The organism is Mesorhizobium sp. M2A.F.Ca.ET.043.05.1.1 (genome assembly GCF_003952445.1).
Lineage (GTDB): Bacteria > Pseudomonadota > Alphaproteobacteria > Rhizobiales > Rhizobiaceae > Mesorhizobium.
This window is the reverse complement of record NZ_CP034446.1, coordinates 4,402,106-4,427,844: the sequence shown is the minus strand read 5'-3', so window position 1 is coordinate 4,427,844 and position 25,739 is coordinate 4,402,106. Positions and strand designations below refer to the sequence as shown.

The window sequence follows — 25,739 nt, the reverse complement described above, 5'->3', positions numbered from 1 at the left end:
GGGTTAAATGTCAGACGACGGCAAAATTGCATAGCTTGAATCGGCCATTCTTCAACTTCGCAGTGAAGTTTCGAACCTCAAAAAAGAGGTGAAGCTTCTTAAAGAAAAGAAATACGTTACGCTTGCCGATGTGACACAAGCGGTCCCTCAGATTCTAGCAAAACTGTCACGGCGCTAGCATCTAGCTCGCAACGCGAATAGCGATCTGTGATGTATTCGAAGGCGTTTGAGCGCGTTTCGGCGTCGCTTTTTGCGAACAATACAGAAGTCAGAAGCGCGTGAACTGCAAGTGCGCGCACGATGTCAGGTTCTTTCATTGGAGGCTCCTATGGCGGTCGACTATGGCTTGATTAGTATTTCGTTTTTTGGGCCAGATGGCTCAACCCAATCCTACATCGAACCTGATGGGACGATGCGATATGAACGGGGGAAGTCTGGGGCTGAATTCCAATACGAGGTGATCCTGTCTGCTGACAGAACCGTCAAACTTCGTGTCGTGGCCTTCGATCACTCTAGGCCATTGGACGCCTTAGAAATTGACGCAAAGGGGCAGCTAAAAAGAATGCTCCAGGCTCTCGGGAAAGTTGGCGACGAAATGGAAGTCTCTGCCAAAACGTGACCAGAGCTATTTGGCCTTTTTCGTCTTATCGTCCTTCGGCGGCGGTGTCTGCGCCGGCGCGATAGCCCGGCCCATCCAGTTGGTGGCGGCCATCAGGGGTCTTGGGAAAAAAGGGGGAGAGCCGCAGCCCGCGGAGACGGCTCGATCGACGGTCGGCTCTTGCCAACCGCATCCCCTCGGCAGCAATCTCGCCGTGAGAGGATTTCCCCATGACCCGAGATCAGATGCTCGCCCACCTGCGCTCCGCCGATGCCGTCGCGCGCGAGGCGGCGGCGCATGGGCATCATCCGTTCGGCTGCGTCCTGGTCGGGCCGGACGATCGGGTGCTGATGCGACAGGGCAATCTCGACACGGTGCGCCATGCCGAGACCGAGCTCGCCCGTCGTGCCGCGGCCGCCTATGAGCCGGAGTTCCTGTGGCAATGCACGCTGGTCACGACCGGCGAGCCCTGCGCGATGTGCGCCGGCACCATGTATTGGGCCAATATCGGCCGGCTGGTCTACGGCTACGAGGAGACCGATCTCCTGGCGCTCACCGGCGATCACGAGGAGAATCCGACGATGAACCTCGCCTCGCGCACCGTGTTCGCTTCCGGCCAGAAGAAGATCGAGGTCTTCGGTCCGTTCCCCGAAATCGCGGACGAGTTGCTCGCACCGCACCGCGATTTCTGGAAGCGCTGACGCGGTCTTAGAACCGCGTGCCTCCCGCCTCGTTGAACCTATAGACGAGCGAGAACGAAAGCGTCTGCACTTTCGACTTGAACGCGATGGCATTGGCTGGGGCGCCAGTGGTTGCGACGTAGATTTGTGCGTTCTCGCGACTGTAGTCGGCAAAGCGGTATTCGGTTTTCATGAACCAGCCCGGCGAAGATAGGCCGGTAAAGTCAAGCGAGTTTTCGATGCCGCCGCCTATGAACCAGCCGCTGTGATGGTGTCCGGCAACGCTAAGGGGCGGAGGAAGCGGAAGGTTCAAGCTCGATCCCGAGAAATCGGCGTGGCTGTAGCCGCCATTGACGTAGATCAGCGCGTCCGGTGTCGCAAGCACGCCAAGACGTAGGCCGGCGGCATAGTTCAGTTTGTCGCGCGTTGTCCCTTGGTACTCCGAAAAGGGCGATCTAATTTCGCCCCTGAGGTCTCCGAACTGAATATCGGTAAAGGCTCCGACCAGCCACCAAGGAGCAAATTGCCAGTCGAAGCCGCCGCCTACCGTGCCGAAGCCACCGTCTCCCGATGTATGCGCGGTCGGCTCAAAAACTGGGCCGCCGCCTAAAATGGTGTACTGGTCGGCGCTCCACCATCCGAACCCGCCGCCGGCCGAAAGATAGAACCCGCTCCAGTCCCGTGCCGGCGCTTGCCCCGCGGCATTCATGTCGGCCGCCGACGCCGCCGGCGCCAACATGCTTGCGATTACGATGCCGGCCGCGCGCAAAACTCTCATGCAAAAGTCCTCTAGGTTGATCTTGGCACGTGCAGCCATGACCGATTTCGCGGCTGCCGTCTTGGACCGGCGGGCTCCGGCATTGGATGGGCGGGCGTGGTTTGAAATCGATCGGGAATGTGGCGCGGCTGCAACGAATACCGACCCAAATGATCGCGGCTTGGACCGAATGGCTCTGGAATTGGACTGGTGAGCTGGATTGTTTCTTTTTGGCCGATCCGCGCCGCGACGGCCATGCTAGGCTGAAGACGGAGCAAACAGATTTCCGCCAATGCAGAAGATCGATTTTTCGTCCGACAGCCTGCCGGCGCATCTGAGCGACAAGGATCGCTTTCGCCTCTGGCGCGACATGTGGATGGAGCAGCTCGGCGACGCCGAGATCAGGCATGCCGAGGACAAGCGTTTCGCGACGGCGACGAAGATGCGCTTTCTCGGCGACCTTCGCGTCGGCCTGTTCGAGACCACGACCGAGTATTATGTGCGCACGCGCCGGCATGTCGCCAACGACCGCGACGATATCTTCGTGGGATTCTACCGCAGCCCCAGGCCGCAGGTCTGGTCCGTCGCCGATTGCGATCTGTCGCTGCAGCGCGGCAATGGCATCGCCTACAACGTGGCCCAGCCCTGCCGCAGTTTCACGAACGGCGTCACGTCCTGGGTCTTGGCCTCCATCCCCCGCGCCACGTTGCTGAGACAGGTGCCGCATGCCGATGATCGCCCGGTGACGCGGCTCGACCCGGCAAGTCCCGCCGTGCGCCATCTGGAGCGCACGATCGACTTCCTGCTGCAGTCCGAGGAACTGGATGGAGAGCCGGCCCTGTCGCGCCAGGCCGGAACGGCGCTGGCCGATCTGATCGTGCTGGCGCTGGGGGCCAAGGGCGATGCCGCGGAAATCGCCATCGGTCGCGGGCTGCGCGCGGCGCGGCTGCGCGAGGCTCTGGCGGTGATCGAGGCGCGTTTCGCTGACCCGGCGCTGTCGACGGAGACGGTGGCGCGCGCGGTGGGGCTTTCGCGGCGCTATCTCAACACGCTTTTGCTCGAGAGCGGGCGCACCTTTGCCGAGCGCGTCCTGGAACTGCGGCTGCAAAAGGCATGCGCCATGCTGTCGGATGTCCGCAACGACGCCACCAAGGTCAGCGACATCGCTTTAGCCGCCGGGTTCAACGATGTGTCCTACTTCAACCGGCGGTTCCGGGTGCGGTTCGGCGCCTCGCCCACGCAATATCGCGGGGGATAGCTTCCGGGCGCTGGCTGTCCCGTCAGGCGGGTACCCGATCCGCCGAGCCAGCCATATCGTCCAGGATCGGGCAGTCCGGGCGGTCGTCGCCGTGGCAGGCGTGGATCAGCTTTTGCAACGTCGAGCGCATCGACTGCAATTCACGCACCTTTTCCTCGATCGCCCTGACATGGGCGGCGGCGATCTCGCGCACGTCGTGGCTGGCGCGCTCGCGGTCCTGATAAAGCGCCATAAGCTGCCTGCAATCGTCGATTGAGAAGCCGAGATTGCGCGCACGGCGCAGGAAGGCGAGCCGGTGGATGTCCTCGCCGGAGTAGTCGCGATAGCCATTATCGGCCCGCGCCGGACGGATCAAGCCGATCTCCTCATAGTAGCGGATGGTCTTGGCCGGCAGGCCGGAACGTTCGGCTGCATCACCGACATTCATGGCGTTCTCCCTAATGTCCGGCAGCCTTCGAGCTGCCCCATTGATTTTGCTTCACAATCCTGTGAGGCCTGTTGCGGAAATGCCGCAGTTCGGCATCTACCGGCAGGTAAAGCCTTGCATATAGGCAGTGCGCGCTTGGCAAGCAAAAGAAATGCCAGCATGAATGATGGCAAGAAAGCGGCCGACTCGTGCCGCTGATACAGAGACAGGGCGTCGGACCTTTTCATGCGCTTGAAGTCGTTTGCAATTCTCGCCGCCCTTGCGCTGTCGACCGCGATCAGCGGCTGCAGCACCATTGGCGGGCAGTTGTTCACCAACAACTATGGCGCGATGACCGATGCCGGCTATCAGCTGCCGCGCATCCCGATCGAGAAGGTCCCCGCCAGGTACCACCGCCAGGAAGTGCGGTATGATTCCTCGGAAAAGCCGGGCACCATCATTGTCGATACCCAGAACAAGTTCCTCTACTTCATCGAGGGCGACGGCATGGCGATGCGTTACGGCATCGGCGTCGGCCGCGAGGGCTTCGAGTGGCACGGCACCGCCCATATCGCGCTGAAGCGCGAATGGCCGACCTGGACGCCGCCTTCGCAAATGATCAAGCGTCAGCCTGAGCTCGCCAAGTTTGCCGGCGGCATGGAACCGGGGCTGAAGAACCCGCTCGGCGCGCGCGCCATGTACCTCTTCAACAAGGGCGGCGACATGGGTTACCGCCTGCATGGCAGCCCGGAATGGTTCTCGATCGGCAAGGCGATGTCGTCGGGCTGCATCCGGCTGATGAACCAGGACATTATCGACCTCTACGACCGCACGTCGGTCGGCGCCAAGGTCATCGTGATGTAAGGACCATGATCCCGAAAAGTGGAAGCCGGTTTTCGGGAAAGATCATGGTCAACTAAAGAGTTTCGCAGGCGGACCGTCTAGGCAACAACAAGACGTCCAAGAACAGAAAACCGGGCTGTTGGGGCCCGGTTTTTTGTTTTTGCGATCAGCGATTTTTGCCAGTTACGCGACAGGCGGCAGGAAGTCTCAGGCGACCTGCTCGACCTGCTGCACCTCTGGAACGAAATGCCGGAGGAGGTTCTGGATGCCGTGCTTCAAAGTCGCCGTCGACGACGGACAGCCGGCGCAGGCGCCCTTCATGTGCAGGAACACGGTGCCGTTCTCGAAGCCGCGGAACGTGATGTCGCCGCCGTCCTGGGCAACCGCGGGGCGCACGCGCGTGTCGAGCAGCTCCTTGATGGTCAGCACCAGCTCTTCGTCGGCCTTGTCGTAGAACTCGCCGGTCCCGCCGGCTTCGCTCGTCGGGGCGGCCGAGGCCATGACCGGCGCGCCGGACATGAAGTGTTCCATGATGGCGCCGAGGATGGCCGGCTTTAGATGCTGCCAGTCCGGGCCGTCTTTGGTCACGGTGATGAAATCATAGCCGAAGAAAACGCCGGTGACGCCCGGGATCTCGAACAGACGGCCGGCCAGCGGCGAGGCCTCCGCCGCGGCTTCGGCGTTGCGGAAATCGGCTGTGCCTTCGCGCAGCACTTCCTTGCCCGGCAGGAATTTCAGCGTCGCCGGGTTCGGCGTCGATTCGGTCTGGATGAACATCGGTATCTCCAGGCCCTTCCTGGGCCGATAGTTTGGAACAATTCTAAATAGGCTCTATCGGCAGGACATTCAAGCGAAACGCGTCGCCCTGAACGGCTGGCTGGCGGAATGTTTTCGACCCTCATCCACTTGAGATGTGTTGAGATTCAGGTCAGGCCGTTCGCAGACCGGCCTCACCTGAATATCAGCACATCTCAGGCGAGGCTGTCGATCTCCTCATCCGACAGATTCTGCGGCACCACCGTGACAGGAATTGGGAAAGCCGCCCCCCGGCCGGCAACCGCGCTGACCAGCGGCCCCGGGCCTTCCTTGCCGGCGCCGGCGGCCAGCACCAGAATGGCGATGTCCTGGTCGTCCTCGATCAGCTTGTGGATCTCGTCGGTTGGCTTGCCCTCGCGCACCACCAGTTCCGGCTCGATGCCGACGCTCTGGCGCACCTTGTTGGCGTGGCCGTCGAGGGCTCCGCGCGCCGTCGCGTTTGCTTCCTCGCGCATGATCTTTTCCACGCCCAGCCAGTGCTGGAAGTCGTCAGGCTCGATGACATAGAGCAGCACCAGCACGCCGTTGGTGTGCTGCGCCCGCTTCGAGGCGTAGGCGACCGCACGCTCGCATTCGGGCGTGTCGTCGATGATCGCCAGGAATTTGCGGCGATGGCCGGCTTCGCGGCTGAGGCGTTTGGAGACCATGTCTATCTGCTCGGTATCAATTCGGCCGCAATCTGCCACCGCCGCGAACCGGCGGCAAGCCGCCGGCCGGCGTGGCGATGGTCCTGGAGCAATTCCAGGAAAAGTGTGAAGCGGTTTTCCGTCCGGAATTGCGTCGAAACAACTACTTAGACCGGTCGGTCAGTCCTGCAGCAGGCCGATGATGTCGCGCACCGTCTTCATCGTGCCTTCGGCGATGGCGCGGGCCCGGTCGCCGCCGTCCTTGAGCACGGCGTCGACATAGGCGCGGTCGCCCTCGATGCGGCGCATCTCGGAAGCGATCGGCGCCAGCTTCTCCACGGCAAGGTCGGCCAGCGCCGGCTTGAACACGGAAAACTGCTGGCCGCCATATTCCTTCAGCACGTCTTCCTTCGAGATCTCGGCGAGGCCGGCATAGATGCCGACGAGGTTCTCCGCCTCGGGGCGGCTTGCAAGTCCGTCGATCTCGCTTGGCAAGGCTTCGGGGTCGGTCTTGGCCTTGCGGATCTTCTTCGAGATGGTGTCGGCATCGTCGGTCAGGTTGATGCGCGACAGGTCCGACGGGTCGGATTTCGACATCTTCTTGGAACCGTCGCGCAGGCTCATGATGCGCGCCGCCGGACCGCCGATGACCGGTTCGGTGATCGGGAAATAGCCGTTCACCGTCTCCTCGCCGACCTGCATTTCGACGCCGACGCCGAGCGCCGCGATCTTCTCGGAGAAGTCGTTGTTGAACTTCTGCGCGATGTCGCGGGTGAGCTCCAGATGCTGCTTCTGGTCCTCGCCCACCGGCACATGGGTGGCGCGGTAGAGCAGGATGTCGGCTGCCATCAGGCTCGGATAGGCGAGCAGGCCGAGCGAGGCGTTCTCGCGGTCCTTGCCGGCCTTGTCCTTGAACTGCGTCATCCGGTACATCCAGCCGATGCGCGCCACGCAGTTGAAGATCCAGGCAAGCTCGGCGTGCTGGATGACCCGCGACTGGTTGAAGACGATGTGCTTCTTCGGGTCGATGCCGGAGGCCAGGAACGCAGCGGTGATCGAGCGGGTCTGGTCGGCAAGGTCCTGGTGCACGAGCTGCGCCGTCAGCGAATGCATGTCGACGACGCAATAGATGCAGTCGGACTGTTCCTGGAGGGCGACGAATTTCTTGATGGCGCCGAGATAGTTGCCGAGATGCAGATTGCCGGTCGGCTGGACGCCCGAAAAGACAAGTGGCTTGAAGGCGGACATGAGTTCCTCATGGCTTGTGGAGGGCCGTCTAAGCATGATTCCAAAAAGTTGCAGACTTTTTGGAGCCAATCATGCGGCTGGAAACCGCGCGCGGCGAAAGTCTTTCGACGGCGCGCTTATGAACGAAGGGCGCGACGTGATCAAGACCGGTGTTGCTGCAAGCCTGCTTGGGTTATTCGTCCAGGCTGGTCTTCGGTTCGGGCGGCGCGGATTTTGCCTCGCCCCGCTTCACGTTCCTGCGGATCATGCCGAAATCGGCGCCGCCGGTGCCGAAGGCGGCGATGAAGTAGAGCGCCGCGCCCCCGCCGACCAGCGCGAACAGCGTCGTAGCCTTCACCACCAGGGGGGAGCCGGGCCCGAGCCTTGCGGCGAAGTAGTGCTCGGCGAAGTAAAGCGCGGTCGCCATGATCACCGCCGACAGCACCAGCCTTGGAATGCGCTTCAAGAGCGGGATGTCGCGGCCCCAATGTCCGCGCCGGATCAGCATGGCGAGCAGCATCAGCGCGTTGACCCAGCCGGCGACGGCCGAGGCCACCGCGATGCCCGGCGCGCCCATGGACGGGAACAGGGTGAGCGCCGTGGCGACGTTCACGCCGACCGAGATGGCTGCGAAGATCATCGGCGTGCGCGTGTCCTCGCGCGCGAAGTAGCCCGGCGTGAAAGCCTTGATCAGCACGAAGGCGGGCAGGCCGAGGCCGAAGATCGCCAGGATCGAGGCGACGATCGGCGTCGAGTGGTTGGCGGCAAACGCCCCGCGCTCATAGACCAGCCGCACGATCGGTTCGGACATGACCCAGAGCGCCGCCGCCGCCGGCAGCGTCATGAACAGCGTGAACTCGACTGAGCGGTTCTGCAGGTTCGCGGCCTCGACGAGGTTGCCCGATTTCAGCGCCCGCGACAGTTCCGGCAACAGCACGATGGCGACGGCCACGCCGACGACGCCGAGCGGCAGTTGGTAGATGCGGTCGGCATAGGCGAGCGACGAGACCGCGCTGTTCTGCGCTGAGGCGATCGCTGTGCCGATCAGCTGGTTGATCTGGGTGATGCCGCCGGTGATCGCCGCCGGCAGCGCCAGGATCAGCAGCCGCTTGACGTTGGGCGTCATCTTCGGCCGGCGAAAGCCGATCGAGATGCCGGCATGGCGCACCGCGATCCAGACGATGGCGAGCTGCACGATGCCCGCCGCCAGCACGCCCCAGGAGAGGCCGAAGCCGACATCATGCGCGTCCAGCCCGTGATACCAGGCGTAACCCAGCACCGCGATCAGGATGATGTTGAGGAAGGCGGGCGCGATCGCCGCCGCGAAATAGCGGCGCAGCGAGTTCAGCATGCCGGCCATCATGGCGCCGAGCGACATGCAGATGAGATACGGGAACATGATCGTGGCGAGCGTGACGGTCGTCTCGAACTTGCCCGGAATGTCGGCAAAGCCCGGCGCCACCAGGTAGCGCACGATCAGCGGCATCGCCAGTTCCATGGCGATCGTCAGCGCCAGCAGCGCCGAGAACAGCACGCCGAACACTTCCTCCGAGAAGCGCTTGGCGCCCTCATTGCCATGCTGCTCGATCTCCTTGGCGAAGAGCGGCACGAAAGCGGCGTTGAACGCGCCTTCGGCGAACAGCCGGCGGAAGGTGTTGGGGAACTGGAAGGCGGCGTTGAAGGCGTCGGCGACCGGCCCGGTGCCGAGTGCCGCCGCCATCAGCATCTCGCGGCCGAAACCCAGCGCGCGGCTCATCAGCGTGCCGGAAGCGACGGTGGCGAATTTCTTGACGAGGCTCATGCCGGGGATGACTGCCAGGGAAATTGCGTCAAATGGATGGTCACTCGGCCGCCGCCTTGGCCTTGCCGCTGCGTTCCGACGAATTGCCTTCCAGCGTATCGATCAGCCGCTTGTGGATGGTGGCCGTGCGCGTCGGGCTGTCGATCTTCTGTCCGGTGAGGTCGGTGACATAGAATGTGTCGATGACCTTCTCGCCGAAGGTGGTGATATGCGCCGAGGCGATGTCGAGCGAAAGGTCGGAGAGCGTGCCGGTGATCTCGGACAGCAGGCCAGGCCGGTCCAGCCCCTCGACCTCGACCACCGAGAAACGGTTCGACAGCGTGTTGCGGATTTCGGCCCGCGGCGGAATCCTGAATACCTTGGCCCCGCGCCTCGGCTTGGTGCGCTTCTCGATCATCTCGGGCAGCCAGCTCTTGCCGGACAGCACGTCCTCGATCAGCCGGCCGACCCGCTCGGCGCGGCGGCGCTCGTCCTCGTCGAGATCGAACTCCCTCGAGATCAGGATGGTGTCCAGCGCCCGTCCGTCGGAAGTGGTGAAGATCTGCGCGTCGACAATGTTGCCGCCGGCCGCGGCGCAGGCCCCGGCGATGATCGAAAGCAGGCGCGGATGGTCCGGCGCCAGCACGGTGATCTCCGTCACCGCCTCGAATTCATGCGTCTTGACCATGGTCGCGAGCTTCTTGCCCGCCGCATCCGCCTCACGGATGAATTCGGCGTGGCGCAGCTGGTCGTTGAGGTCGACCGTCAGCAGGTAGTTCTCATAGTGCTGCGCGACATAGCGCTTGCGCTCCTTGGCCGGCCACGCCGAGAGCGCCTCGGCCAGCCGCTCGCGCGCGGCGGCGGTGCGTTGCGCACGCGACACTTCCGAGAAGCCGCCGGTCAGCAGCAGCTCGGTCTCGTAATAGAGCGTGCGGAGCAACTGGCCCTTCCAGCCGTTCCACACGCCCGGCCCGACCCCGCGTATGTCGCAGACGGTGAGGACCAAAAGCAGCTTCAGCCGCTCCACCGATTGCACGATCGAAGCGAAATCCTCGATCGTCTTGCGGTCGTTGAGGTCGCGCGTCTGCGCCGTCATCGACATCACAAGGTGGTTTTCGACCAGCCAGGCGACGGTCTCGGTGTCGGCCGGCGACAGCCCCATATGTGGGCAGATGCGTCGCGCGATCCTGGCGCCGGCCTCCGAATGGTCTTCCGGCCGGCCCTTGGCGATGTCGTGCAGCAGCACCGCGACGTAAAGCGCTTCGCGGCTCTTCTTCAGACCCGGCATCAGCGAATGCGCCAGCGGGTGGATCTTCTCGCCATCGCCGCGCTCGATCTCGGCCAGCACGCCGATGCAGCGGATCAGATGCTCGTCCACCGTGTAGTGGTGGTACATCGAGAACTGCATCATGGCGACGATCTTGCCGAAGTCGGGGATCAGCCTGCCGAGCAGCCCGGCCTCGTTCATGCGCCTGAGATTGAGCTCGGCGTTGCGGTCCGAGGTCAATATGTCGAGGAACAGCCGGTTGGCCTCCTCGTCGCGCCGAAGCGACTTGTTGACCAGGCCGAGCGAGCGGGTGAGCAGCTTCAGCGCGTCGGGGTGGAACTCCAGCCCATGCTTGTCGGCGAACCAGAACAACCTCAGCAGGTTGACCGGGTCGCGTTCGAACACGCCATCGTCGGCGATGTTGATGCGGTGGTTGTCGACAATGAAATCGGACGTGCCGGCAAGCTTGCGCTTGCGCCGCTGGAAAGTGAGGAAGATGCGGTTGAAGCCCGGCACATGCTTGGCTTGCTCTTCTTCGAGCGCGGCGCAGAAGATGCGGGTGAGGTCGCCGACATCCTTGGCGACGAGGAAATAGTGCTTCATGAAGCGCTCGACCGCCGACAGGCCGGGATGCGTCGTATAGCCCAGACGTTCGGCGATCTCACGCTGGATGTCGAAATGCAGCCGCTCCTCCGCCTTGCCGGTGAGGAAGTGCATGTGACAGCGCACCGCCCAAAGGAAGTCCTCGGCCTTCTGGAACTCGCGATACTCGGCTTGGGTGAAGACGCCCTTCTCGACCAGCTCCTCGCCGGTGCGCACGCGATAGAAATATTTGCCGATCCAGAACAGTGTCTGCAGGTCGCGCAGGCCGCCCTTGCCGTCCTTGACGTTGGGCTCGACCAGGTAGCGGCTTTCGCCGGCCTTGGCGTGGCGCTCGTCGCGCTCGGCAAGCTTGGCCTGCACATATTCCGGCCCGGTCGTGCGCACCACCTCGTGGTCGAAGCGGGTGAGCAGTTCTTCATAGAGCTTCTGTTCGCCCCACAGGAAACGCGCCTCGAGGATCGAGGTGCGGATGGTGATGTCGCTGCGCGACAGCCTCAGGCAGTCCTCGATGTTGCGGGTGGCGTGGCCGACCTTCAGCCCCATGTCCCACAGCATGTAGAGCATATACTCCACGATCTGCTCGCCCCATGGCGTCTGCTTGTAGGGCAGCAGGAACAGGAGGTCGATGTCGGAGCCCGGCGCCAGCGTGCCGCGGCCGTAGCCGCCGACCGCCACGACCGCCATGCGCTCGGCCACCGAACGGTTCTTGACTCGGTAGACATGGGTGGCGGCGAAATCATAGAGCGCCCGGATCAGCTCATCCATCAGATGCGAGAGCCGCTCGGCGCAGGCATTGCCGCCGCCATCCTCCTTGAGCATGGCCTCGGCGATCTTGCGCCCCTCCGCCAGCCTGGTTTTGAGCAATTGGAGCACGGCGGTGCGAACCGCCGGTCCCGAACCGTCGCCGGCGCTTGCCGACGTCAGCGCGGTCAAGTCGCGGCGCAAGGCGTCGCCATCGATGATTTCGTTGAGTTTCAGGGAGATCTTTGCCATTCGGCGGCGTCTATAGCCTGTTTTCTTCGCGCTGTGTATGGGGCTGGCGCACGCGTTTCCGATGGCGCGCGATTGATGCAGCGCTAGGCCAAACGACCAGAATTTCCGAAAGTCGAAACTGGCCCTTGACCTTCCAGTAGCTGGAAGGACTACCTCCGCCTCAATTCGAATTTCCGAGGCATTGCTGATGACCCATTCCGACCACAACCATCATCACTCGCATGGCGCATCCTGCTGCTCCGCGAAAACTGCAGCGTCCGCGGCCGAAGCTGTGATTCGCGATCCTGTCTGCGGCATGACGGTCGATCCGGCGGCCGGCAAGCCGACAGCCGAGCACGGCGGACGAACCTTTCATTTCTGCAGCGAGCGCTGCCGCACGAAGTTCGTAGCCGAGCCGGAGAGCTACCTGACGGCCACCGATCCTGTCTGCGGCATGAGCGTCGATCGCGCCAGTGCCAGGCACTTTGTACGTCATGATGGCAAGGGCTTCTATTTCTGCTCGGCCGCTTGCCAAGGCAAGTTCGAGGCGGAGCCGGCAAAATACCTTGCCGGCCGGCCCGAGCCGCAGCCGATGCCGAAGGGAGCGCGGTACACCTGCCCGATGCACCCGGAAATCATCCGCGACAAGCCCGGCTCCTGCCCGATCTGCGGCATGGCGCTGGAGCCGATGGGCGTGCCGACCGGCGATGAAGGCCCGAATCCCGAGCTGGTCGATTTCACGCGCCGGTTCTGGGTCAGCGCGGCGCTTTCCGCTCCTCTCCTGATCTTTGCCATGGCGCCGATGCTGGGCCTCAGCTTCGAAAGTCTCATCGACGGCCGGACGAAGACATGGGTAGAGCTGGCGCTGGCGAGCCCGGTGGTGCTTTGGGCGGCGTTTCCGTTCTTCCATCGCGGCTGGGAATCGGTTGTCAACCGCAGCCCCAATATGTGGACACTGATTTCGCTGGGCGTGGGCGCTGCCTATCTCTACAGCGTGGTCGCCGCCCTTTTTCCCGACATCTTCCCGCATCAGTTCCGCGGCCATGACGGCGCCGTGCCGGTCTATTTCGAGGCTGCCGCCGTCATCGTCGCGCTTGTCTTCCTCGGCCAGGTGCTGGAACTCAGGGCCCGCGAGCGCACCGGCTCGGCCATTCGCGCGCTCCTCGACCTTGCCCCGAAGACGGCGCGTCTGATCGGCGCCGACGGTTCCGAGAAAGATGTGCCGCTCGACAGCGTGCAGACCGGCGATCGGCTGCGCATTCGTCCGGGCGACGCCGTTCCGGTCGACGGCACCGTGCTGGAAGGTCGCTCGGCGATCGATGAATCGATGATCACGGGCGAGCCGCTGCCGGTCGAAAAGACGGAAGGCTCCGTGCTTACCGGCGGCACGCTGAACAAAAACGGCTCGCTGGTCATGCGCGCCGACAAGGTCGGCGCCGAGACCACGCTGTCGCGCATCGTCGAGATGGTCGCCAAGGCGCAGCGGTCGCGCGCGCCGATCCAGGGGCTGGCCGACCGCGTGTCCTTCTATTTCGTACCGGCCGTGGTGCTGGTCGCCATCATCGCCTTCGTCGCCTGGGCTCTCCTCGGCCCAGAGCCCAGCCTGATCTTCGCGATCGTCTCGGCGGTGTCGGTGCTGATCATCGCCTGTCCCTGCGCGCTCGGTCTGGCGACGCCGATGTCGATCATGACGGCGACCGGACGCGGCGCGCATGCCGGCGTGCTCATCAAGGAGGCGGCGGCGCTGGAGCGTTTCGCCTCGGTCGACACGCTGATTGTCGACAAGACCGGCACGCTGACCGAAGGCAAGCCGCGGCTTACCGATGTCGTCGCGGCCGGAGATATTGACGAGAACGAGCTGTTGGGCCTCGCGGCCGCGCTCGAAAAGGGTTCGGAGCATCCGCTGGCCGAGGCGATCGTTGAGGGCGCCGCCGCGCGCAGCCTGAAGCTGGCCGATGCGGTCGATTTCGAGGCCGTCACCGGCAAGGGCGTCTCGGGCACGGTTTCCGGCAGGAAGGTCGCGCTCGGCAATGCGGCGATGATGGCGGACCTCGGCGTCGAAACGCCGGCGGCCAATGCCGAGGCGATGCAGGCCGAGGGCAAGACGGCCATGTTCGTGGCCGTCGACGGCGCATTCGCCGGCATCGTCGCCGTTGCCGATCCCGTGAAGGCAACGACGGCCGAGGCGATCAAGGCCCTGCATGACAGAGGTCTGAGGATCATCATGGCAACCGGCGACAACGAGCGCACGGCAAAAGCGATCGCCGGCAAGCTTGGCATCGACGAGGTCCGCGCCGGCCTGCTGCCGGATGAGAAGGGTGCGCTGGTCGAGCAACTGCGTGCGAGCGGCGCTGGCGTGGCCATGGCCGGAGACGGCGTCAACGATGCGCCGGCGCTGGCTGGCGCCGATGTCGGCATCGCCATGGGCACCGGCGCCGATGTCGCGGTCGAAAGCGCCGGCATCACGCTGGTCAAGGGCGACCTCAACGGCATCGTCAGGGCGCGCACGCTGGCCCAGGCGACGATCCGCAACATCCGCCAGAACCTGTTCTTCGCCTTCCTCTACAACGTGCTCGGCGTGCCGGTCGCGGCCGGCGTGCTCTATCCGCTCACCGGCACGCTTCTGTCGCCGATGATAGCGGCGGCGGCGATGAGCCTGTCGTCGGTGTCGGTCATTACCAATGCTCTGCGGCTGAGGACGTTGAAACTCTGAACGAAGCTCCCAGATACGAACCTCAACCACAAGGAGACCTTGAATGACCCTGGCCAAGAAAATCGTGCTGCTTTTGATGGCGGCGGGAATGCTGCTTGCCGTCTTCCTCGAGAGCGTGCCGGCCTCGTCCGAGGAGATGAAGCACGACATGTCCAAGATGGCGATGGGCGCCCAGAGCCCGGCCACGGCGGGCTATGAGGCGGCGATGAAGAAGATGCACAAGGACATGGCGATCAAATACACCGGCAATGCCGATGTCGATTTCGTCCGTGGCATGATCCCGCATCATCAGGGCGCCATCGACATGGCCAAGGTGGTGATCGCCAACGGCAAGGATCCGGAAATCCGCAAGCTCGCCGAAGGCGTGGTCAAGGCGCAGGAAGCCGAGATCAAGCAGATGCAGGACTGGCTCGCCAAGCACCCGGCGAAGTAGCCGCTCCCGGGAAATCCAGGCGGCCGCGCGGCTTTGGTCTGGATTTCCGCTTTTGGCTGTGCTGCGATCCAAGCCCCCGCGGAGGAAGCCATGCCGTCAACAGTCAGAACCCTCAAGCTGCCGTCCGGTGAGGCCGTTCCGGTGCTGGGCCAGGGCACCTGGAAGATGGGGGAGGACCGCAGGCGCCGCACCGATGAGGTGGCGGCACTGAAGTTTGGGATCGACCTCGACATCACATTGATCGACACCGCTGAAATGTATGCCAGCGGTGGCGCCGAGGAGGTGGTGGCGGAGGCGATCGCCGGGCGCCGCGACGAGACCTTCCTGGTCTCCAAGGTGCTGCCCTCCAACGCCTCGCGCGCCGGCGTCAAGCGCGCCTGCGAGGCCAGCCTGAAGCGGTTAGCCACCGACCGCATCGATCTCTATCTGCTGCATTGGCCGGGCAGCGTGCCGCTGTCGGAAACAGTGGAGGCGTTCGAGGCGCTGAAAGCCGAAGGCAAAATCCGCCACTGGGGCGTCAGCAATTTCGACACGGACGAGATGGAAGACCTTGTCGGTCTGCCGTCCGGCGACAATGTCCAGACCAACCAGATCCTCTACAATCTCTCGCGGCGCGGGCCGGAATTCGACTTGGCACCCTGGAGCCTGAAGCGCGGCATCCCGCTGATGGCCTATTCGCCGGTGGAGCAGGGTGCGCTGGCGCGCAATGCGCGGCTGGAGGCCGTCGCTGCCCGGCATAACGCCACCGCGGCGCAGATCGCGCTCGCCTGGGCAATGGCGCAGCCGGGTGTCATCGCCATTCCAAAGGCCGGCCGCCAGGAGCATGTCCGCCAGAACGCCGCGGCGCTCGACATCAAGCTGACGCCTGAGGATTTGGCCGAACTCGACCGCGCCTTCCCGCCGCCGACGCGCAAGCGCGGCCTGGAGATGATCTAGCCACAACTTCATCCGGATTTGCGACTGAACCGGGAGCAGGCATTGGAACGAATTTCCGCCGGACCGCATCACACGGCCTATAAAATCGGCGACTTGACCGTCACCTCGCTCCGCGACGGTTATGTCGACATGCCGGTCCGGCGGCTGCATAAGGCGGGAGGCGAGCCCTTCGGCGACGATTTCCCCCCGCAGGTGCCGCTCTTCGACGGCGCTCTCAGATTGTCGGTGAATGCCTTTGCCATCGACGACGGCGAAGACATCGCGCTGATCGATACCGGCTCCTCGAACGCCTGGCACCCGACGATGGGCTTTCTGCCGCAGGCGCTGGGCGAGGCGAGGATCGACGTCGATCGCATACGCACAATTGCCTTCACCCACACCCATCTCGACCACATCCACGGGCTTGTCCTTGCCGATGGTCGCGACGGTTTCCCGCGGCTTTCCCGCCTATTTGTCCCTCGAGCAGAGCTCGACATGTTCCGGTCGGTAGCGAGGTTGAGCCGCTTCCATGATCGGGCGGAACCTTTGGACCCTGGACAGCAGCTGAGCGCGAATATCGAGGCCGTCGCCGCTCCCGGCCACGAAGTCGGTCATACCGGCTTTCGTGTCACGAGCGGCGGCGAGACGTTGCTGGTCTGGGGCGACATCGTGCATGTGCCGTCGCTTCAGTTAGAGCGGCCGGAGGTAGCGTGGGAATTCGACGCCGACCAGGACCAGGCGCGCGAGACCCGGCTGCGCATTTTGGCGCTTGCCGCCAACAACGCCTGGTGCGTCGCCGGAGCGCATCTCGATTCACCGGGCGTCGGCCGGATTTCGCGAGGCGAAACAGGCTTTCGCTTCGAACCTCTGTAGGAACGCCACATCCTGGCCGCTTGCTCAAGCCGCATCCGCAATCGCCGATCGGTACAATGAGTCAACACCGCTTGTGTTCTTTTGCGATCCCTCGAGCGGCTGGACTTATCGAATCTCGGTTTTCAGCCTTTCAAAGGCATCCCGGACATATCCTGCCAGCGGATGCCTAGCCTGTTGCTGCTGCCATGTTTCCACCGCCAGGCGCAACGCGACGACCGTCACCAAGGCGACCAGTCGCAGACTGTCGCGGGCCTGGTCCGGCCGCAGCTCGCACAACCCTTCGAAAATGGCTTGCTCGAGCTGCAGGTAACCCGTGTGCCTGCGCGAGCGCAGCGTCTTGCTCTCCCGCATGATCTTGGCCGTCGCCATCATTTGCGACCCCTGGAAGCTGCCGATGATATTGAGCAATGCATCGCGGGCGATGTCGATCGCCGTTCCCGTGGGTGGCTCCGCAAGGATCGATGCTTTGACCACGCTCGCGTGGTTGCCCAGGGATGCAAACAGCACCTCATCCTTGCTTTTGAAATAGTGGAAGAACGTCCGGCGCGAGATGCCGGCGGCGGCAGCTATCTCGTCAAGCGTGGTCGCGTCATAGCCATTCGCCAGGAAAGCCTTCAGGCCGGCGTCGGCTATACGGCGGGACGTTTCCCGCCGTTTCCGCTCGCGCAGGCCTTCTGGTTTTGGCGCATCGTTCATGGAGCGCTCCTGCCATGACCACTCCCCGGATGCGACAAGAAATTTGGCGTATGTTCAAGTCCCGTCATTGCACCTCGCCATAATGGCGCCATCAATTTATTGCACTGAGTGCAATTATTGATGCTCCCCCCAATACGCCCCGCCGGGCGCACCCAGTCAGAGGCATCCATGGCAGCTTGCTTGCGTTCCCGTCGCGAGGCTCACATCGCCCCGGTCGATCCGGGCGCGTGCGGCGCGGATCACCGCGTAATATGGCCGTTTGTGCTGGTCTTGAGCATGCTCGCGGTCGGCTGCGCGTCCGCGCCCTTGGATCAGGTAGGCTCGCTGCAATCCTATGACGAGTTGAAACCGTCGGACGGTTGGTTGGCCCGCTCGCTGATGCGGGTGAGCAAGGACGACGTGCTCGCGGCAAGAACCGTTCGGATCATTCCGACGGGCTTTTCACCGCCCGCCGCCGGAAAATCGACATTGACGCCGGCGCAGCGCGGCCTGATCACGAATGCCGTCGACAGGACCCTCTGCTCAGGCCTCAGCCAGCGCTTTCAAGTGGTCGCCCTGACCGAGCCGGCCGACCTGACGGTCCACGCCATGGTAACGCATGCGACGCCGACGAATGCGCTGGCGGTCGGCGTTTCGAAAGTTGCGTCCACGGCGGTTTCCGTCGCGCTTCCCGAAATGCACATTCCGGTTCCGCGCCTGCCGATCGGATTGGGCAGCCTGTCGCTTGAAGCCGAAGCGGTTGGCGTCAACGGCAAGCAGGCGGCGGCCATGATCTGGGGACGCGGCGCGAACGCCCTGCTGGATTCGGGCCGGGTCGCCCGGGAGGGCGACGCCTACGAGCTGGCGGCGAAGTTCGGCCACGATTTCAGCAAGCTGCTTGTCACCGGCAAGACGCCCTTCGGCACGCTGCCGTCTCTCCCAACCAGGGCGGAGATGCGCGCCATGATCGGCAGGGAGCCGAAATATCCGGCCTGCAAGGCATTCGGCAAATCGCCCGGACTGGTCGGCTTCGTCGGCGACCGGATGGGACTGCCGCCGGCCTGGACCGACAAGGGAGCCGCGGTGCGCAACGATTGAGGCGACGACGCAAATGCAGAAGAAGTCACCGATGCCGCTTGCCGCGGCGGTTTTTCAACAGGGCAGAAGGATCCGTTTCCTTTGGCTGGCTGCTCCCGTCGTCCTGGCGCCGGCCCTGCTTGCGGAAAGCGGGTGGCCGCAAGGCAGCACCTTTCGCGAAATGCTTGAATTTGCGGGTACCGTGCTGATCCTCCTCTGCATAGGCGGCCGCTGCTGGGCAGCGCTCTATGTTGGCGGACGCAAGAACCGTGAGCTCGTCACGACCGGCCCCTATGCCTATACGCGCAACCCGCTCTATTTCTTCTCGGCCCTTGGACTGGCCGGCGTCGGGCTGACATTCGGGTCGCTGATCCTTTCGGCGTCTCTCTTTGTCTTCACCTGCTTGGTCTTTTCCTATGTCGCGGCTCGCGAAGTGGTCGCGCTGGACGCGATCTTCGGAGCGGCGTATCGGCGCTATCGTCGAAGCGTGCCGGCCTTCTTTCCCCGTCTGCGGCGCGATGACGACGACGTCCTGGGCCCGTCTCCCGTCACCTTCGATTCGGTGGCGCTGAAGCGGACCGCCATCGACGGCTCCTACTTCCTTGCGGCGGTACTCGCGGTCGAATTGTTCGGCTGGCTCCAGTCGGCAGGGCTGGTGACGCCGATGTTCCGATTGTTTTGATTACCGGCTCGCCAGTCCCTTCAGCCGGTAGAGCGCCTCCAGCGCCTCGCGCGGCGTCATCTCGTCGGGATTGATCGCAACGAGCGCTTCGCCCAGCGCATCGCTCTTGACCGGCTTCGGCGCTTCGCGTTTCACCGCCACCGAAAACAGCGGCAAATCGTCGACCAGCCGGTTGGTCTTGCCCGAAACCTCGCCCTCTTCCAGCTGATGCAGGACTTCCTTGGCCCGGGCGACGACCGCTTCCGGCAGGCCGGCCAGCCGCGCCACCTGCACGCCGTAGGAGCGGTCGGCCGCGCCCTTGCCGACCTCGTGCAGGAAGACGACGTCGCCTTCCCATTCCTTGACGCGCATGGTGACGTTGTGGAGCCGGGGGAGCTTGCCCGCCAGCGCCGTCATCTCGTGGAAATGCGTGGCGAAAATTGCCCGGCAGCGGTTCTTCTCATGCAGGTACTCCACCGCCGCCCAGGCGATCGACAGCCCGTCGAAAGTCGCGGTGCCGCGGCCGATCTCGTCGAGGATCACCAGCGCCCGCTCGCCCGCCTGGTTGAGGATCGCCGCCGTCTCGACCATCTCGACCATGAAGGTCGAGCGGCCGCGCGCCAGGTCGTCCGAGGCGCCGACGCGCGAGAACAGGCGATCGACGACGCCTATATGGGCGCTTTGCGCCGGCACGAAGGAGCCGGTCTGGGCAAGGATGGCGATCAAGGCATTCTGCCTGAGGAATGTCGATTTACCGCCCATATTCGGACCGGTGAGCAGCCAGATGGCGCCGGCCTTGGCGCCGCTTTCGGGCGAGAGGTCGCAATCATTGGCGACGAACGGCCCTTCGCCGGAACGCCTGAGCGCCTGCTCGACCACCGGGTGGCGCCCGCCAACAATCTCGAAGGCGAGGCTCGCGTCGACCGTGGGCCTGCACCAGCCCTCGCTTTCGGAAAGCAGCGCCAATGCCGCCGACACGTCCAGAGCGGCAAGCGCCTCGGCGCCGGCACGGATGCTGTCCGCCTCGCCGACCACTTCCGCCGTCAGCCGGTCGAAGGCGGCGAGCTCGATGCTCAGCGCCCGGTCCGCGGCGTTGGCGATCTTCGATTCCAGCTCCGCCAGCTCCGTCGTGGTGAAGCGCATGGCGTTGGCCATGGTCTGGCGATGGATGAAGCGCGCCTTGGCCCCGTCGCTGCCGGTCATGATCGAGTGATGGTTGGCCGTCACCTCGATGTAATAGCCGAGCACATTGTTGTGCCGGATCTTCAGCGAGCGGATGCCGGTTTCCTCGATCAGCGAGCGCTCCAGCCCGGCGATCACTTTTCGCGATTCGTCGCGCAGCGCCCGCATCTCGTCGAGCTCCGCGTGATAGCCGGTACGCACAAAGCCGCCGTCGCGCTTGATCAGCGGCAGCTCGTCGTCGAGCGCTTCGCTGAGATGGCCGGCAAGCGCCTCGGGCAGGGCCTTGATCGCTGCCAGCGCCGCTGCGAGCTCGGCGGGCAACGCGGCCGCCGCGAACAACTCGGCGATCGCTCTCGCAGCCTCGAAGCCTGCGCGCAGCGCCCCCAGGTCGCGCGGCCCGCCGCGGTTGAGCGCCAGCCGCGACAGTGCCCTCGGCATGTCGGCGACGCTTTTCAGGCTCGCCCGCAGGCTCTGGCAAAGCCGCACTTCGGAGCGGAAGAAGGAGACCGAATCCAACCTTGCCGCGATTGCGGCCGGGTCGGTCAGCGGCGCCATCAGCCGATCGGCGAGCAATCTCGCCCCGCCACCGGTCACGGTGCGGTCGATCGCCTTGAACAGCGAGCCGTCGCGGCTGCCGGAGAGCGTGCGCAGAAGTTCCAGGTTGGCGCGCGTCGCCGGGTCGATGAACAGCGTCGAGCCCTGCTCCTCGCGCTCCGGTCGCGACAGCGGCGGGCGTTCGGCTTTTTGCGTCTTTTCGACATAGGCGATGGCGCCCGAAATCGCCGACAATTCGGCGCGCGAGAAGGTGCCGAAACTGTCCGGCGTCGCCACCTCGAAGAAGCGCGCGATGCGGCCCGTGGCCGAGGCCGAATCGAACAACGACGGCGGCTGCGGATTGGCGACCCGGCCAAGCACATCGAAGACCGGCCGCAAGTCCGGATCGTGGAAAACCGGCTCGGCGACGATCAATTCGCGCGGGTCGACCCGAAAGATGTCGGCAAGCAGCCGCTCGGCGCTCGTCTCGGCAACGCGGAACGCGCCGGTCGAAATGTCGATCCAGGCCAGCGCGAAGCTCGCCTGGCTGGCAGCGGCGCCGCCAGCCTTGACGCGGCCAAGCGCCATCAGGAAACTCGATTCCGAGGGCGCGAGCAGCTTGTCCTCGGTGATGGTGCCGGGCGTGACCAGCCGCACCACGTCCCGGCGCACCACCGATTTTGAGCCGCGTTTCTTGGCTTCCGCCGGATCCTCGATCTGCTCGCAGACGGCGACGCGAAAACCCTGCGCGATCAGCTTCTGCAGATAGTCGTCAGCCGCATGCACCGGTACGCCGCACATCGGAATGTCGTGGCCCTGGTGCTTGCCGCGCTTGGTCAAGACGATGCCGAGCGCCTGGCTCGCCTTCTCCGCGTCGTCGAAGAACAGCTCGTAGAAATCGCCCATGCGGTAGAACAAAAGCGAGTCAGGGTTCGCCGCCTTGATCTCGATATACTGCTCCATCATCGGCGTGACGCCGCCGGTGGCGGGCGCAGGCGTCGTCTTCTCCTGGGCGTCGGTATCTGTCGGCATGTGCATGTTCATGCCGGGACGCTAGCAGAAGTGGCAGCTCGGTTTAATGCCGGCGGCGCGAAAAGCAGGGGAAGACTGGACGGTTGCGCCGTCAGCAGGAACAGGGTGCTCAAGGCATGTTGCCTCACGAGGTCGGCCGACATATGGATCGTCCGGGCCCATGAGAAACATGGTGGGGCGATGAAGCAGGACGGACACGAGACGTTCGAGGAGATGGTCGGCCCCGCCGGCTCGCTCGGCCGCATTCGGCTTCTTGCCGCTAACCGAGCCAACCGAACCAGAACCAAAATCAAGGCGTGGACGCGGATACGGCTGCCCTTCATCCTTCCGGCGCGCGGGCCGATTTCGGGCCTCGATGGCGGCATCGACATGCCTCTCCACATCTTCAGTCGCGATCCGTTGATCCTCTATGTACCTGTCGGCGGCAGGAGCCCTCTCTACGCGCTCGCCGCCTTCTGCCGACGCCTTGCGCCACGGCGCGCTACCTTCCTTCTGATGCCGAACTGGACGCTGGAACGGCCGGCCGTCGTCGAGCAGATACGCAAGGATCTCGCCTGGTTCGCCAGGACCTGCCCCAAGCACGAGCTGATATTTCTCTGCAACACAGAGGAAGAGCGACGCCTGATTGCAGGCGTTGGCGGCAATGCAATCTTCTCCAATCACAATCTGATGATCTCGGAAGACGTCTTCCGGCCGCTGCCGGACGTGCCGGTCGAGTACGATGCCGTCTACAACGGCCGCATCTCGCACACCAAGCGGCACTATCTCGCGTTCGAGATCGAAAGACTTGTCCATGTGACGTCCTCGATCGGCGAATTGCCGCCGGCCGGGGACCGCGCCTTCATCCGTCGCCTGCAGGCGCAATCGCCGCTTCACAGCATCGCCAATCCGATCGTCGATGGCCTGCCCGGCCGGCTGACCTCCGCCGAGGTCAACCGCGTCTACAACCAGGCTGCGGTCGGGCTCTGCCTGTCGGCGGTGGAAGGGGCAATGTATTCCAGCATGGAGTATCTGCTGGCCGGGTTGCCGATCGTCTCGACACCGAGCATCGGCGGCCGCGACGTCTATTTCGATCCGGACTACTGCATTATCGCAGAGCCGGAGCCGGCCGCGATCCGCCGCGCGGTCGAGCGGCTTCGCGACCGGGCCATACCGCGGGAGGAGATTCGCGGCCGCACGCTTGAAAGGGTAAAGGCGGAACGGTTGGAACTGATGGCCTATCTCTCGGCGCTTAAGCGACGCATGGGAAGCGATGATCCGCCCTTCTCCGAATGGCCGTTCGCCGGCACATCTGGGCTGACGCGCTGGGCTTCGGTCAGCGAGCACCTTCGCGAGATTGCCGCGATCTCATCGGGCAAGATTTAACTGTCGCCGGCAGCGCGGAGGAACGCCGTCACTTGATCGCTTGGCGGTTTACAGCGGCTGAGTATGGCCTTAAGCGGTAGTTCAAAAGAATGCGCTCGCCTCAAGAGCGCGAATTGGTGAGGAAAACGTCAGGCATCATGGCCAGGAAAACCGAAAGCAGCGGCCCTTCCGTCAGTCCCGAGGAGGCGCTGGAATTCCACGCCATGGGGCGGCCCGGCAAGCTCGAGATCGTCGCCACCAAGCCGATGGCGACGCAGCGCGATCTGAGCCTCGCCTATTCGCCGGGCGTCGCCGTTCCCGTGCGCGCCATCGCCGAGGATCCGAGCCGCGCCTTCGATTATACGACGCGCGGCAACATGGTCGCCGTCATCTCCAACGGCACCGCCATCCTCGGCCTCGGCAATCTCGGGGCGCTGGCCTCCAAGCCGGTGATGGAAGGCAAGTCCGTGCTGTTCAAGCGCTTCGCCGATGTCGATTCGATCGACCTTGAAGTCGATACCGAGGATGCCGACGAGTTCGTCAACTGCGTGCGCTTCCTCGGGCCTTCCTTCGGCGGCATCAATCTCGAGGACATCAAGGCGCCGGAGTGCTTCATCATCGAGCAGCGGCTGCGCGAGCTGATGGATATCCCGGTCTTCCACGACGACCAGCACGGCACCGCAATCATCTCGGCCGCCGGGCTGATCAACGCGCTGGAGATCACCGGCCGCGACATGAAGACCACCAGGATGGTCTGCAACGGCGCGGGCGCGGCCGGCATCGCCTGTATCGAACTGATGAAGGCGATGGGCTTCGCGCCGGAAAATGTCATCCTGTGCGACACCAAGGGCGTCGTCTATCAGGGCCGCACCGAAGGCATGAACCAGTGGAAGTCGGCGCATGCGGTCAAGACCGAGGCACGCAGCCTTGCCGAGGCGCTGGACGGCGCCGACGTCTTCCTCGGCCTGTCCGCCAAGGGTGCGCTGACCACCGCCATGGTGCAGTCGATGGCGAAGAATCCGATCATCTTCGCCATGGCCAATCCCGATCCGGAGATCACGCCCGAGGAAGTGGCCGAGATCCGCACCGACGCCATCATGGCGACCGGCCGCTCGGACTACCCCAACCAGGTCAACAATGTGCTGGGCTTCCCCTATATCTTCCGGGGCGCGCTGGATGTGCGCGCCACCACCATCAACGACGCGATGAAGATCGCGGCGGCCAGGGCGCTGGCCGAGCTGGCGCGCCAGGACGTGCCGGACGATGTCGCCGCCGCCTATCAGGGCAACCGGCCGAAATTCGGCCCCAACTACATCATCCCCGTACCGTTCGACCCACGCCTGATCTCGGCGATCCCGCTGGCGGTGGCCAAGGCGGCGATGGAGTCCGGCGTCGCCCGCAAGCCGATCCTCGATCTCGACCGCTATGCGCAGGAACTGTCCGCCCGCCGCGACCCGATCGCCTCGACCCTGCAGCGCATCTATGACCGCGTCCGCCGCCAGCCCAAGCGCATCGTCTTCGCCGAGGGCGAGGAGGAGCAGGTGATGCGCGCCGCCGTCTCCTATGTGAACCAGAAACTCGGCACGGCGATCCTTCTCGGCCGCGACGACGTCATCAAGGACAATGCCCGCAATGCCGGCATCGACCTGAACAAGCAGGGCATCGAGATCATCAATGCCAGGCTGTCGCGCCGCAACGGCATCTACACCGACTATCTCTACGAGCGCATGCAGCGGAAAGGTTTCCTGTTCCGCGACTGCCAGCGGCTGATCAACAACGACCGCAACCACTTCGCCGCCTGCATGGTGGCACTGGGCGACGCCGACGGCATCGTCACCGGCGTCACGCGCAACTATTCCACCGCGCTCGACGATGTACGCCGCATCATCGACGCCAAGCCCGGCCACCGTGTCATCGGCGTGTCGATCGTGCTCGCGCGGGGTCGCACTGTGCTGGTCGCAGACACCGCCGTGCACGACATGCCGAACGCCGAGCAGATCGCCGACATCGCCGAGGAGGCAGCCGGTTTTGCCCGCCGCATGGGCTACGAGCCGAGAATTGCCATGCTCGCCTACTCCACCTTCGGCCATCCGCAGGGCGAGCGCTCCGAACGCGTGCAGGAGGCGGTGCGCATCCTCGACAAGCGCCGCGTCGATTTCGAGTATGACGGCGAGATGGCGGCGGACGTGGCGCTGAACCCGCGCTCCATGGCGCAATATCCGTTCATCAGGCTCACCGGCCCGGCCAATGTGCTGATCATGCCGGCATTCCATTCCGCCTCGATCTCGACCAAGATGCTGCAAGAACTCGGCGGCTCGACCGTCATCGGCCCTCTGCTAGTCGGCTTGAACAAGCCGGTCCAGATCGTCTCGCTGAACGCCAAGGATTCCGACATCGTCAACATGGCGGCGATCGCGGCCTATACGGCGGGGAATTGACGAGCCGGCGTATTCAACGACATTGATCG

At 64.1% G+C, this 25,739-nt stretch carries 21 protein-coding genes; 12 read left to right on the top strand and 9 right to left on the bottom strand.

The annotated features are described in order from the left end of the window. Positions 1-328: 328 nt before the first annotated feature. Both EJ069_RS21450 and EJ069_RS21445 read left to right on the top strand, forming a co-directional pair. Complete coding sequence (locus EJ069_RS21450; protein WP_126063002.1) at positions 329-619, top strand: hypothetical protein; 291 nt, start codon at positions 329-331, stop codon at positions 617-619. Positions 620-828: 209 nt separating this feature from the next. Next, the gene (locus EJ069_RS21445) at positions 829-1,299 is read left to right on the top strand and encodes a nucleoside deaminase (protein ID WP_042645834.1); all 471 of its coding nucleotides are present in this window, start codon (positions 829-831) and stop codon (positions 1,297-1,299) included. A 7-nt stretch (positions 1,300-1,306) separates the two neighbouring features. Here the strand turns inward: EJ069_RS21445 and EJ069_RS21440 are convergent, their stop codons facing one another. Further along, entirely contained in the window at positions 1,307-2,095 is a 789-nt protein-coding gene (locus EJ069_RS21440; protein WP_126063001.1) for an outer membrane beta-barrel protein, read from the bottom strand. 232 nt (positions 2,096-2,327) lie between these two features. On the opposite strand from EJ069_RS21440, the gene EJ069_RS21435 reads away from it, so the two are divergent. Next, positions 2,328-3,293 carry a helix-turn-helix domain-containing protein gene (locus tag EJ069_RS21435; RefSeq protein WP_126063000.1) on the top strand — a complete coding sequence of 322 codons (966 nt, stop codon included), beginning with the start codon at positions 2,328-2,330 and terminating at the stop codon, positions 3,291-3,293. A 22-nt stretch (positions 3,294-3,315) separates the two neighbouring features. On the opposite strand, the gene cueR is transcribed toward EJ069_RS21435, so the two are convergent. Beyond that, positions 3,316-3,720 carry a Cu(I)-responsive transcriptional regulator gene (gene cueR, locus EJ069_RS21430; RefSeq protein WP_126062999.1) on the bottom strand — a complete coding sequence of 135 codons (405 nt, stop codon included), beginning with the start codon at positions 3,718-3,720 and terminating at the stop codon, positions 3,316-3,318. A 225-nt stretch (positions 3,721-3,945) separates the two neighbouring features. On the opposite strand from cueR, the gene EJ069_RS21425 reads away from it, so the two are divergent. Then, positions 3,946-4,563 (top strand): L,D-transpeptidase, encoded by a 618-nt coding sequence (locus tag EJ069_RS21425; RefSeq protein ID WP_126062998.1) that lies wholly within the window; start codon positions 3,946-3,948, stop codon positions 4,561-4,563. Between the two features lie 186 nt (positions 4,564-4,749). Here the strand turns inward: EJ069_RS21425 and EJ069_RS21420 are convergent, their stop codons facing one another. The 5 genes from EJ069_RS21420 to EJ069_RS21400 form a co-directional block, all read right to left on the bottom strand. Next, complete coding sequence (locus tag EJ069_RS21420; protein ID WP_073987681.1) at positions 4,750-5,319, bottom strand: NifU family protein; 570 nt, start codon at positions 5,317-5,319, stop codon at positions 4,750-4,752. Positions 5,320-5,513: 194 nt separating this feature from the next. Beyond that, positions 5,514-6,005 (bottom strand): universal stress protein, encoded by a 492-nt coding sequence (locus EJ069_RS21415; RefSeq protein ID WP_042645830.1) that lies wholly within the window; start codon positions 6,003-6,005, stop codon positions 5,514-5,516. Between the two features lie 159 nt (positions 6,006-6,164). Further along, positions 6,165-7,232 (bottom strand): tryptophan--tRNA ligase, encoded by a 1,068-nt coding sequence (gene trpS, locus EJ069_RS21410; protein WP_126062997.1) that lies wholly within the window; start codon positions 7,230-7,232, stop codon positions 6,165-6,167. Positions 7,233-7,404: 172 nt separating this feature from the next. Next, complete coding sequence (gene murJ / locus EJ069_RS21405) at positions 7,405-9,012, bottom strand: murein biosynthesis integral membrane protein MurJ (protein WP_126062996.1); 1,608 nt, start codon at positions 9,010-9,012, stop codon at positions 7,405-7,407. 40 nt (positions 9,013-9,052) lie between these two features. Further along, on the bottom strand, positions 9,053-11,854 hold the full coding sequence (locus tag EJ069_RS21400) for a [protein-PII] uridylyltransferase (protein ID WP_126062995.1): 2,802 nt from the start codon (positions 11,852-11,854) through the stop codon (positions 9,053-9,055). 187 nt (positions 11,855-12,041) lie between these two features. Between EJ069_RS21400 and EJ069_RS21395 the strand changes: the two genes are divergently transcribed. The 4 genes from EJ069_RS21395 to EJ069_RS21380 all read left to right on the top strand — a co-directional run bounded on the left by EJ069_RS21395 (position 12,042) and on the right by EJ069_RS21380 (position 16,767). Next, positions 12,042-14,546, top strand: coding sequence for a heavy metal translocating P-type ATPase (locus EJ069_RS21395; RefSeq protein ID WP_126062994.1), 2,505 nt, complete (start codon positions 12,042-12,044; stop codon positions 14,544-14,546). Positions 14,547-14,589: 43 nt separating this feature from the next. After that, on the top strand, positions 14,590-14,979 hold the full coding sequence (locus EJ069_RS21390; RefSeq protein ID WP_126062993.1) for a DUF305 domain-containing protein: 390 nt from the start codon (positions 14,590-14,592) through the stop codon (positions 14,977-14,979). A gap of 90 nt (positions 14,980-15,069) precedes the next feature. Further along, on the top strand, positions 15,070-15,915 hold the full coding sequence (locus EJ069_RS21385) for an aldo/keto reductase (protein WP_126062992.1): 846 nt from the start codon (positions 15,070-15,072) through the stop codon (positions 15,913-15,915). Positions 15,916-15,957: 42 nt separating this feature from the next. Continuing rightward, complete coding sequence (locus EJ069_RS21380; RefSeq protein WP_126062991.1) at positions 15,958-16,767, top strand: MBL fold metallo-hydrolase; 810 nt, start codon at positions 15,958-15,960, stop codon at positions 16,765-16,767. A gap of 105 nt (positions 16,768-16,872) precedes the next feature. On the opposite strand, the gene EJ069_RS21375 is transcribed toward EJ069_RS21380, so the two are convergent. Then, complete coding sequence (locus EJ069_RS21375; protein ID WP_126062990.1) at positions 16,873-17,463, bottom strand: TetR/AcrR family transcriptional regulator; 591 nt, start codon at positions 17,461-17,463, stop codon at positions 16,873-16,875. Between the two features lie 108 nt (positions 17,464-17,571). Here EJ069_RS21375 and EJ069_RS21370 point away from each other — a divergent pair, with 108 nt between their 5' ends. Together EJ069_RS21370 and EJ069_RS21365 are read left to right on the top strand one after the other, a co-directional pair. Continuing rightward, positions 17,572-18,540, top strand: coding sequence for a DUF3313 domain-containing protein (locus EJ069_RS21370; RefSeq protein WP_245456230.1), 969 nt, complete (start codon positions 17,572-17,574; stop codon positions 18,538-18,540). A 13-nt stretch (positions 18,541-18,553) separates the two neighbouring features. Next, entirely contained in the window at positions 18,554-19,201 is a 648-nt protein-coding gene (locus tag EJ069_RS21365; protein WP_126062989.1) for an isoprenylcysteine carboxylmethyltransferase family protein, read from the top strand. Here EJ069_RS21365 and mutS read toward each other — a convergent pair whose 3' ends face one another. Beyond that, entirely contained in the window at positions 19,202-21,940 is a 2,739-nt protein-coding gene (gene mutS, locus EJ069_RS21360) for a DNA mismatch repair protein MutS (protein WP_126062988.1), read from the bottom strand. It abuts the gene before it with no gap. 168 nt (positions 21,941-22,108) lie between these two features. On the opposite strand from mutS, the gene EJ069_RS21355 reads away from it, so the two are divergent. Continuing rightward, positions 22,109-23,293: a glycosyltransferase gene (locus EJ069_RS21355; protein ID WP_126062987.1), complete on the top strand. Its 1,185-nt coding sequence runs from the start codon at positions 22,109-22,111 to the stop codon at positions 23,291-23,293. A gap of 137 nt (positions 23,294-23,430) precedes the next feature. Next, a complete protein-coding gene (locus tag EJ069_RS21350) occupies positions 23,431-25,710 on the top strand; it encodes an NADP-dependent malic enzyme (protein WP_126062986.1) in 2,280 nt (759 codons plus the stop codon). Positions 25,711-25,739: the final 29 nt, after the last annotated feature.

Coding starts and splice junctions, on each gene's coding strand:
- EJ069_RS21375 (WP_126062990.1), bottom strand. CDS start 17,463: ATGAACGATGCGCCAAAACCAGAAGGCCTGCGCGAGCGGAAACGGCGG.
- EJ069_RS21450 (WP_126063002.1), top strand. CDS start 329: ATGGCGGTCGACTATGGCTTGATTAGTATTTCGTTTTTTGGGCCAGAT.
- EJ069_RS21440 (WP_126063001.1), bottom strand. CDS start 2,095: ATGGCTGCACGTGCCAAGATCAACCTAGAGGACTTTTGCATGAGAGTT.
- mutS (WP_126062988.1), bottom strand. CDS start 21,940: ATGAACATGCACATGCCGACAGATACCGACGCCCAGGAGAAGACGACG.
- EJ069_RS21395 (WP_126062994.1), top strand. CDS start 12,042: ATGACCCATTCCGACCACAACCATCATCACTCGCATGGCGCATCCTGC.
- EJ069_RS21385 (WP_126062992.1), top strand. CDS start 15,070: ATGCCGTCAACAGTCAGAACCCTCAAGCTGCCGTCCGGTGAGGCCGTT.
- EJ069_RS21425 (WP_126062998.1), top strand. CDS start 3,946: ATGCGCTTGAAGTCGTTTGCAATTCTCGCCGCCCTTGCGCTGTCGACC.
- EJ069_RS21390 (WP_126062993.1), top strand. CDS start 14,590: ATGACCCTGGCCAAGAAAATCGTGCTGCTTTTGATGGCGGCGGGAATG.
- murJ (WP_126062996.1), bottom strand. CDS start 9,012: ATGAGCCTCGTCAAGAAATTCGCCACCGTCGCTTCCGGCACGCTGATG.
- EJ069_RS21420 (WP_073987681.1), bottom strand. CDS start 5,319: ATGTTCATCCAGACCGAATCGACGCCGAACCCGGCGACGCTGAAATTC.
- EJ069_RS21415 (WP_042645830.1), bottom strand. CDS start 6,005: ATGGTCTCCAAACGCCTCAGCCGCGAAGCCGGCCATCGCCGCAAATTC.
- EJ069_RS21350 (WP_126062986.1), top strand. CDS start 23,431: ATGGCCAGGAAAACCGAAAGCAGCGGCCCTTCCGTCAGTCCCGAGGAG.
- EJ069_RS21445 (WP_042645834.1), top strand. CDS start 829: ATGACCCGAGATCAGATGCTCGCCCACCTGCGCTCCGCCGATGCCGTC.
- EJ069_RS21355 (WP_126062987.1), top strand. CDS start 22,109: ATGAAGCAGGACGGACACGAGACGTTCGAGGAGATGGTCGGCCCCGCC.
- EJ069_RS21435 (WP_126063000.1), top strand. CDS start 2,328: ATGCAGAAGATCGATTTTTCGTCCGACAGCCTGCCGGCGCATCTGAGC.
- EJ069_RS21365 (WP_126062989.1), top strand. CDS start 18,554: ATGCAGAAGAAGTCACCGATGCCGCTTGCCGCGGCGGTTTTTCAACAG.
- cueR (WP_126062999.1), bottom strand. CDS start 3,720: ATGAATGTCGGTGATGCAGCCGAACGTTCCGGCCTGCCGGCCAAGACC.
- trpS (WP_126062997.1), bottom strand. CDS start 7,232: ATGTCCGCCTTCAAGCCACTTGTCTTTTCGGGCGTCCAGCCGACCGGC.
- EJ069_RS21400 (WP_126062995.1), bottom strand. CDS start 11,854: ATGGCAAAGATCTCCCTGAAACTCAACGAAATCATCGATGGCGACGCC.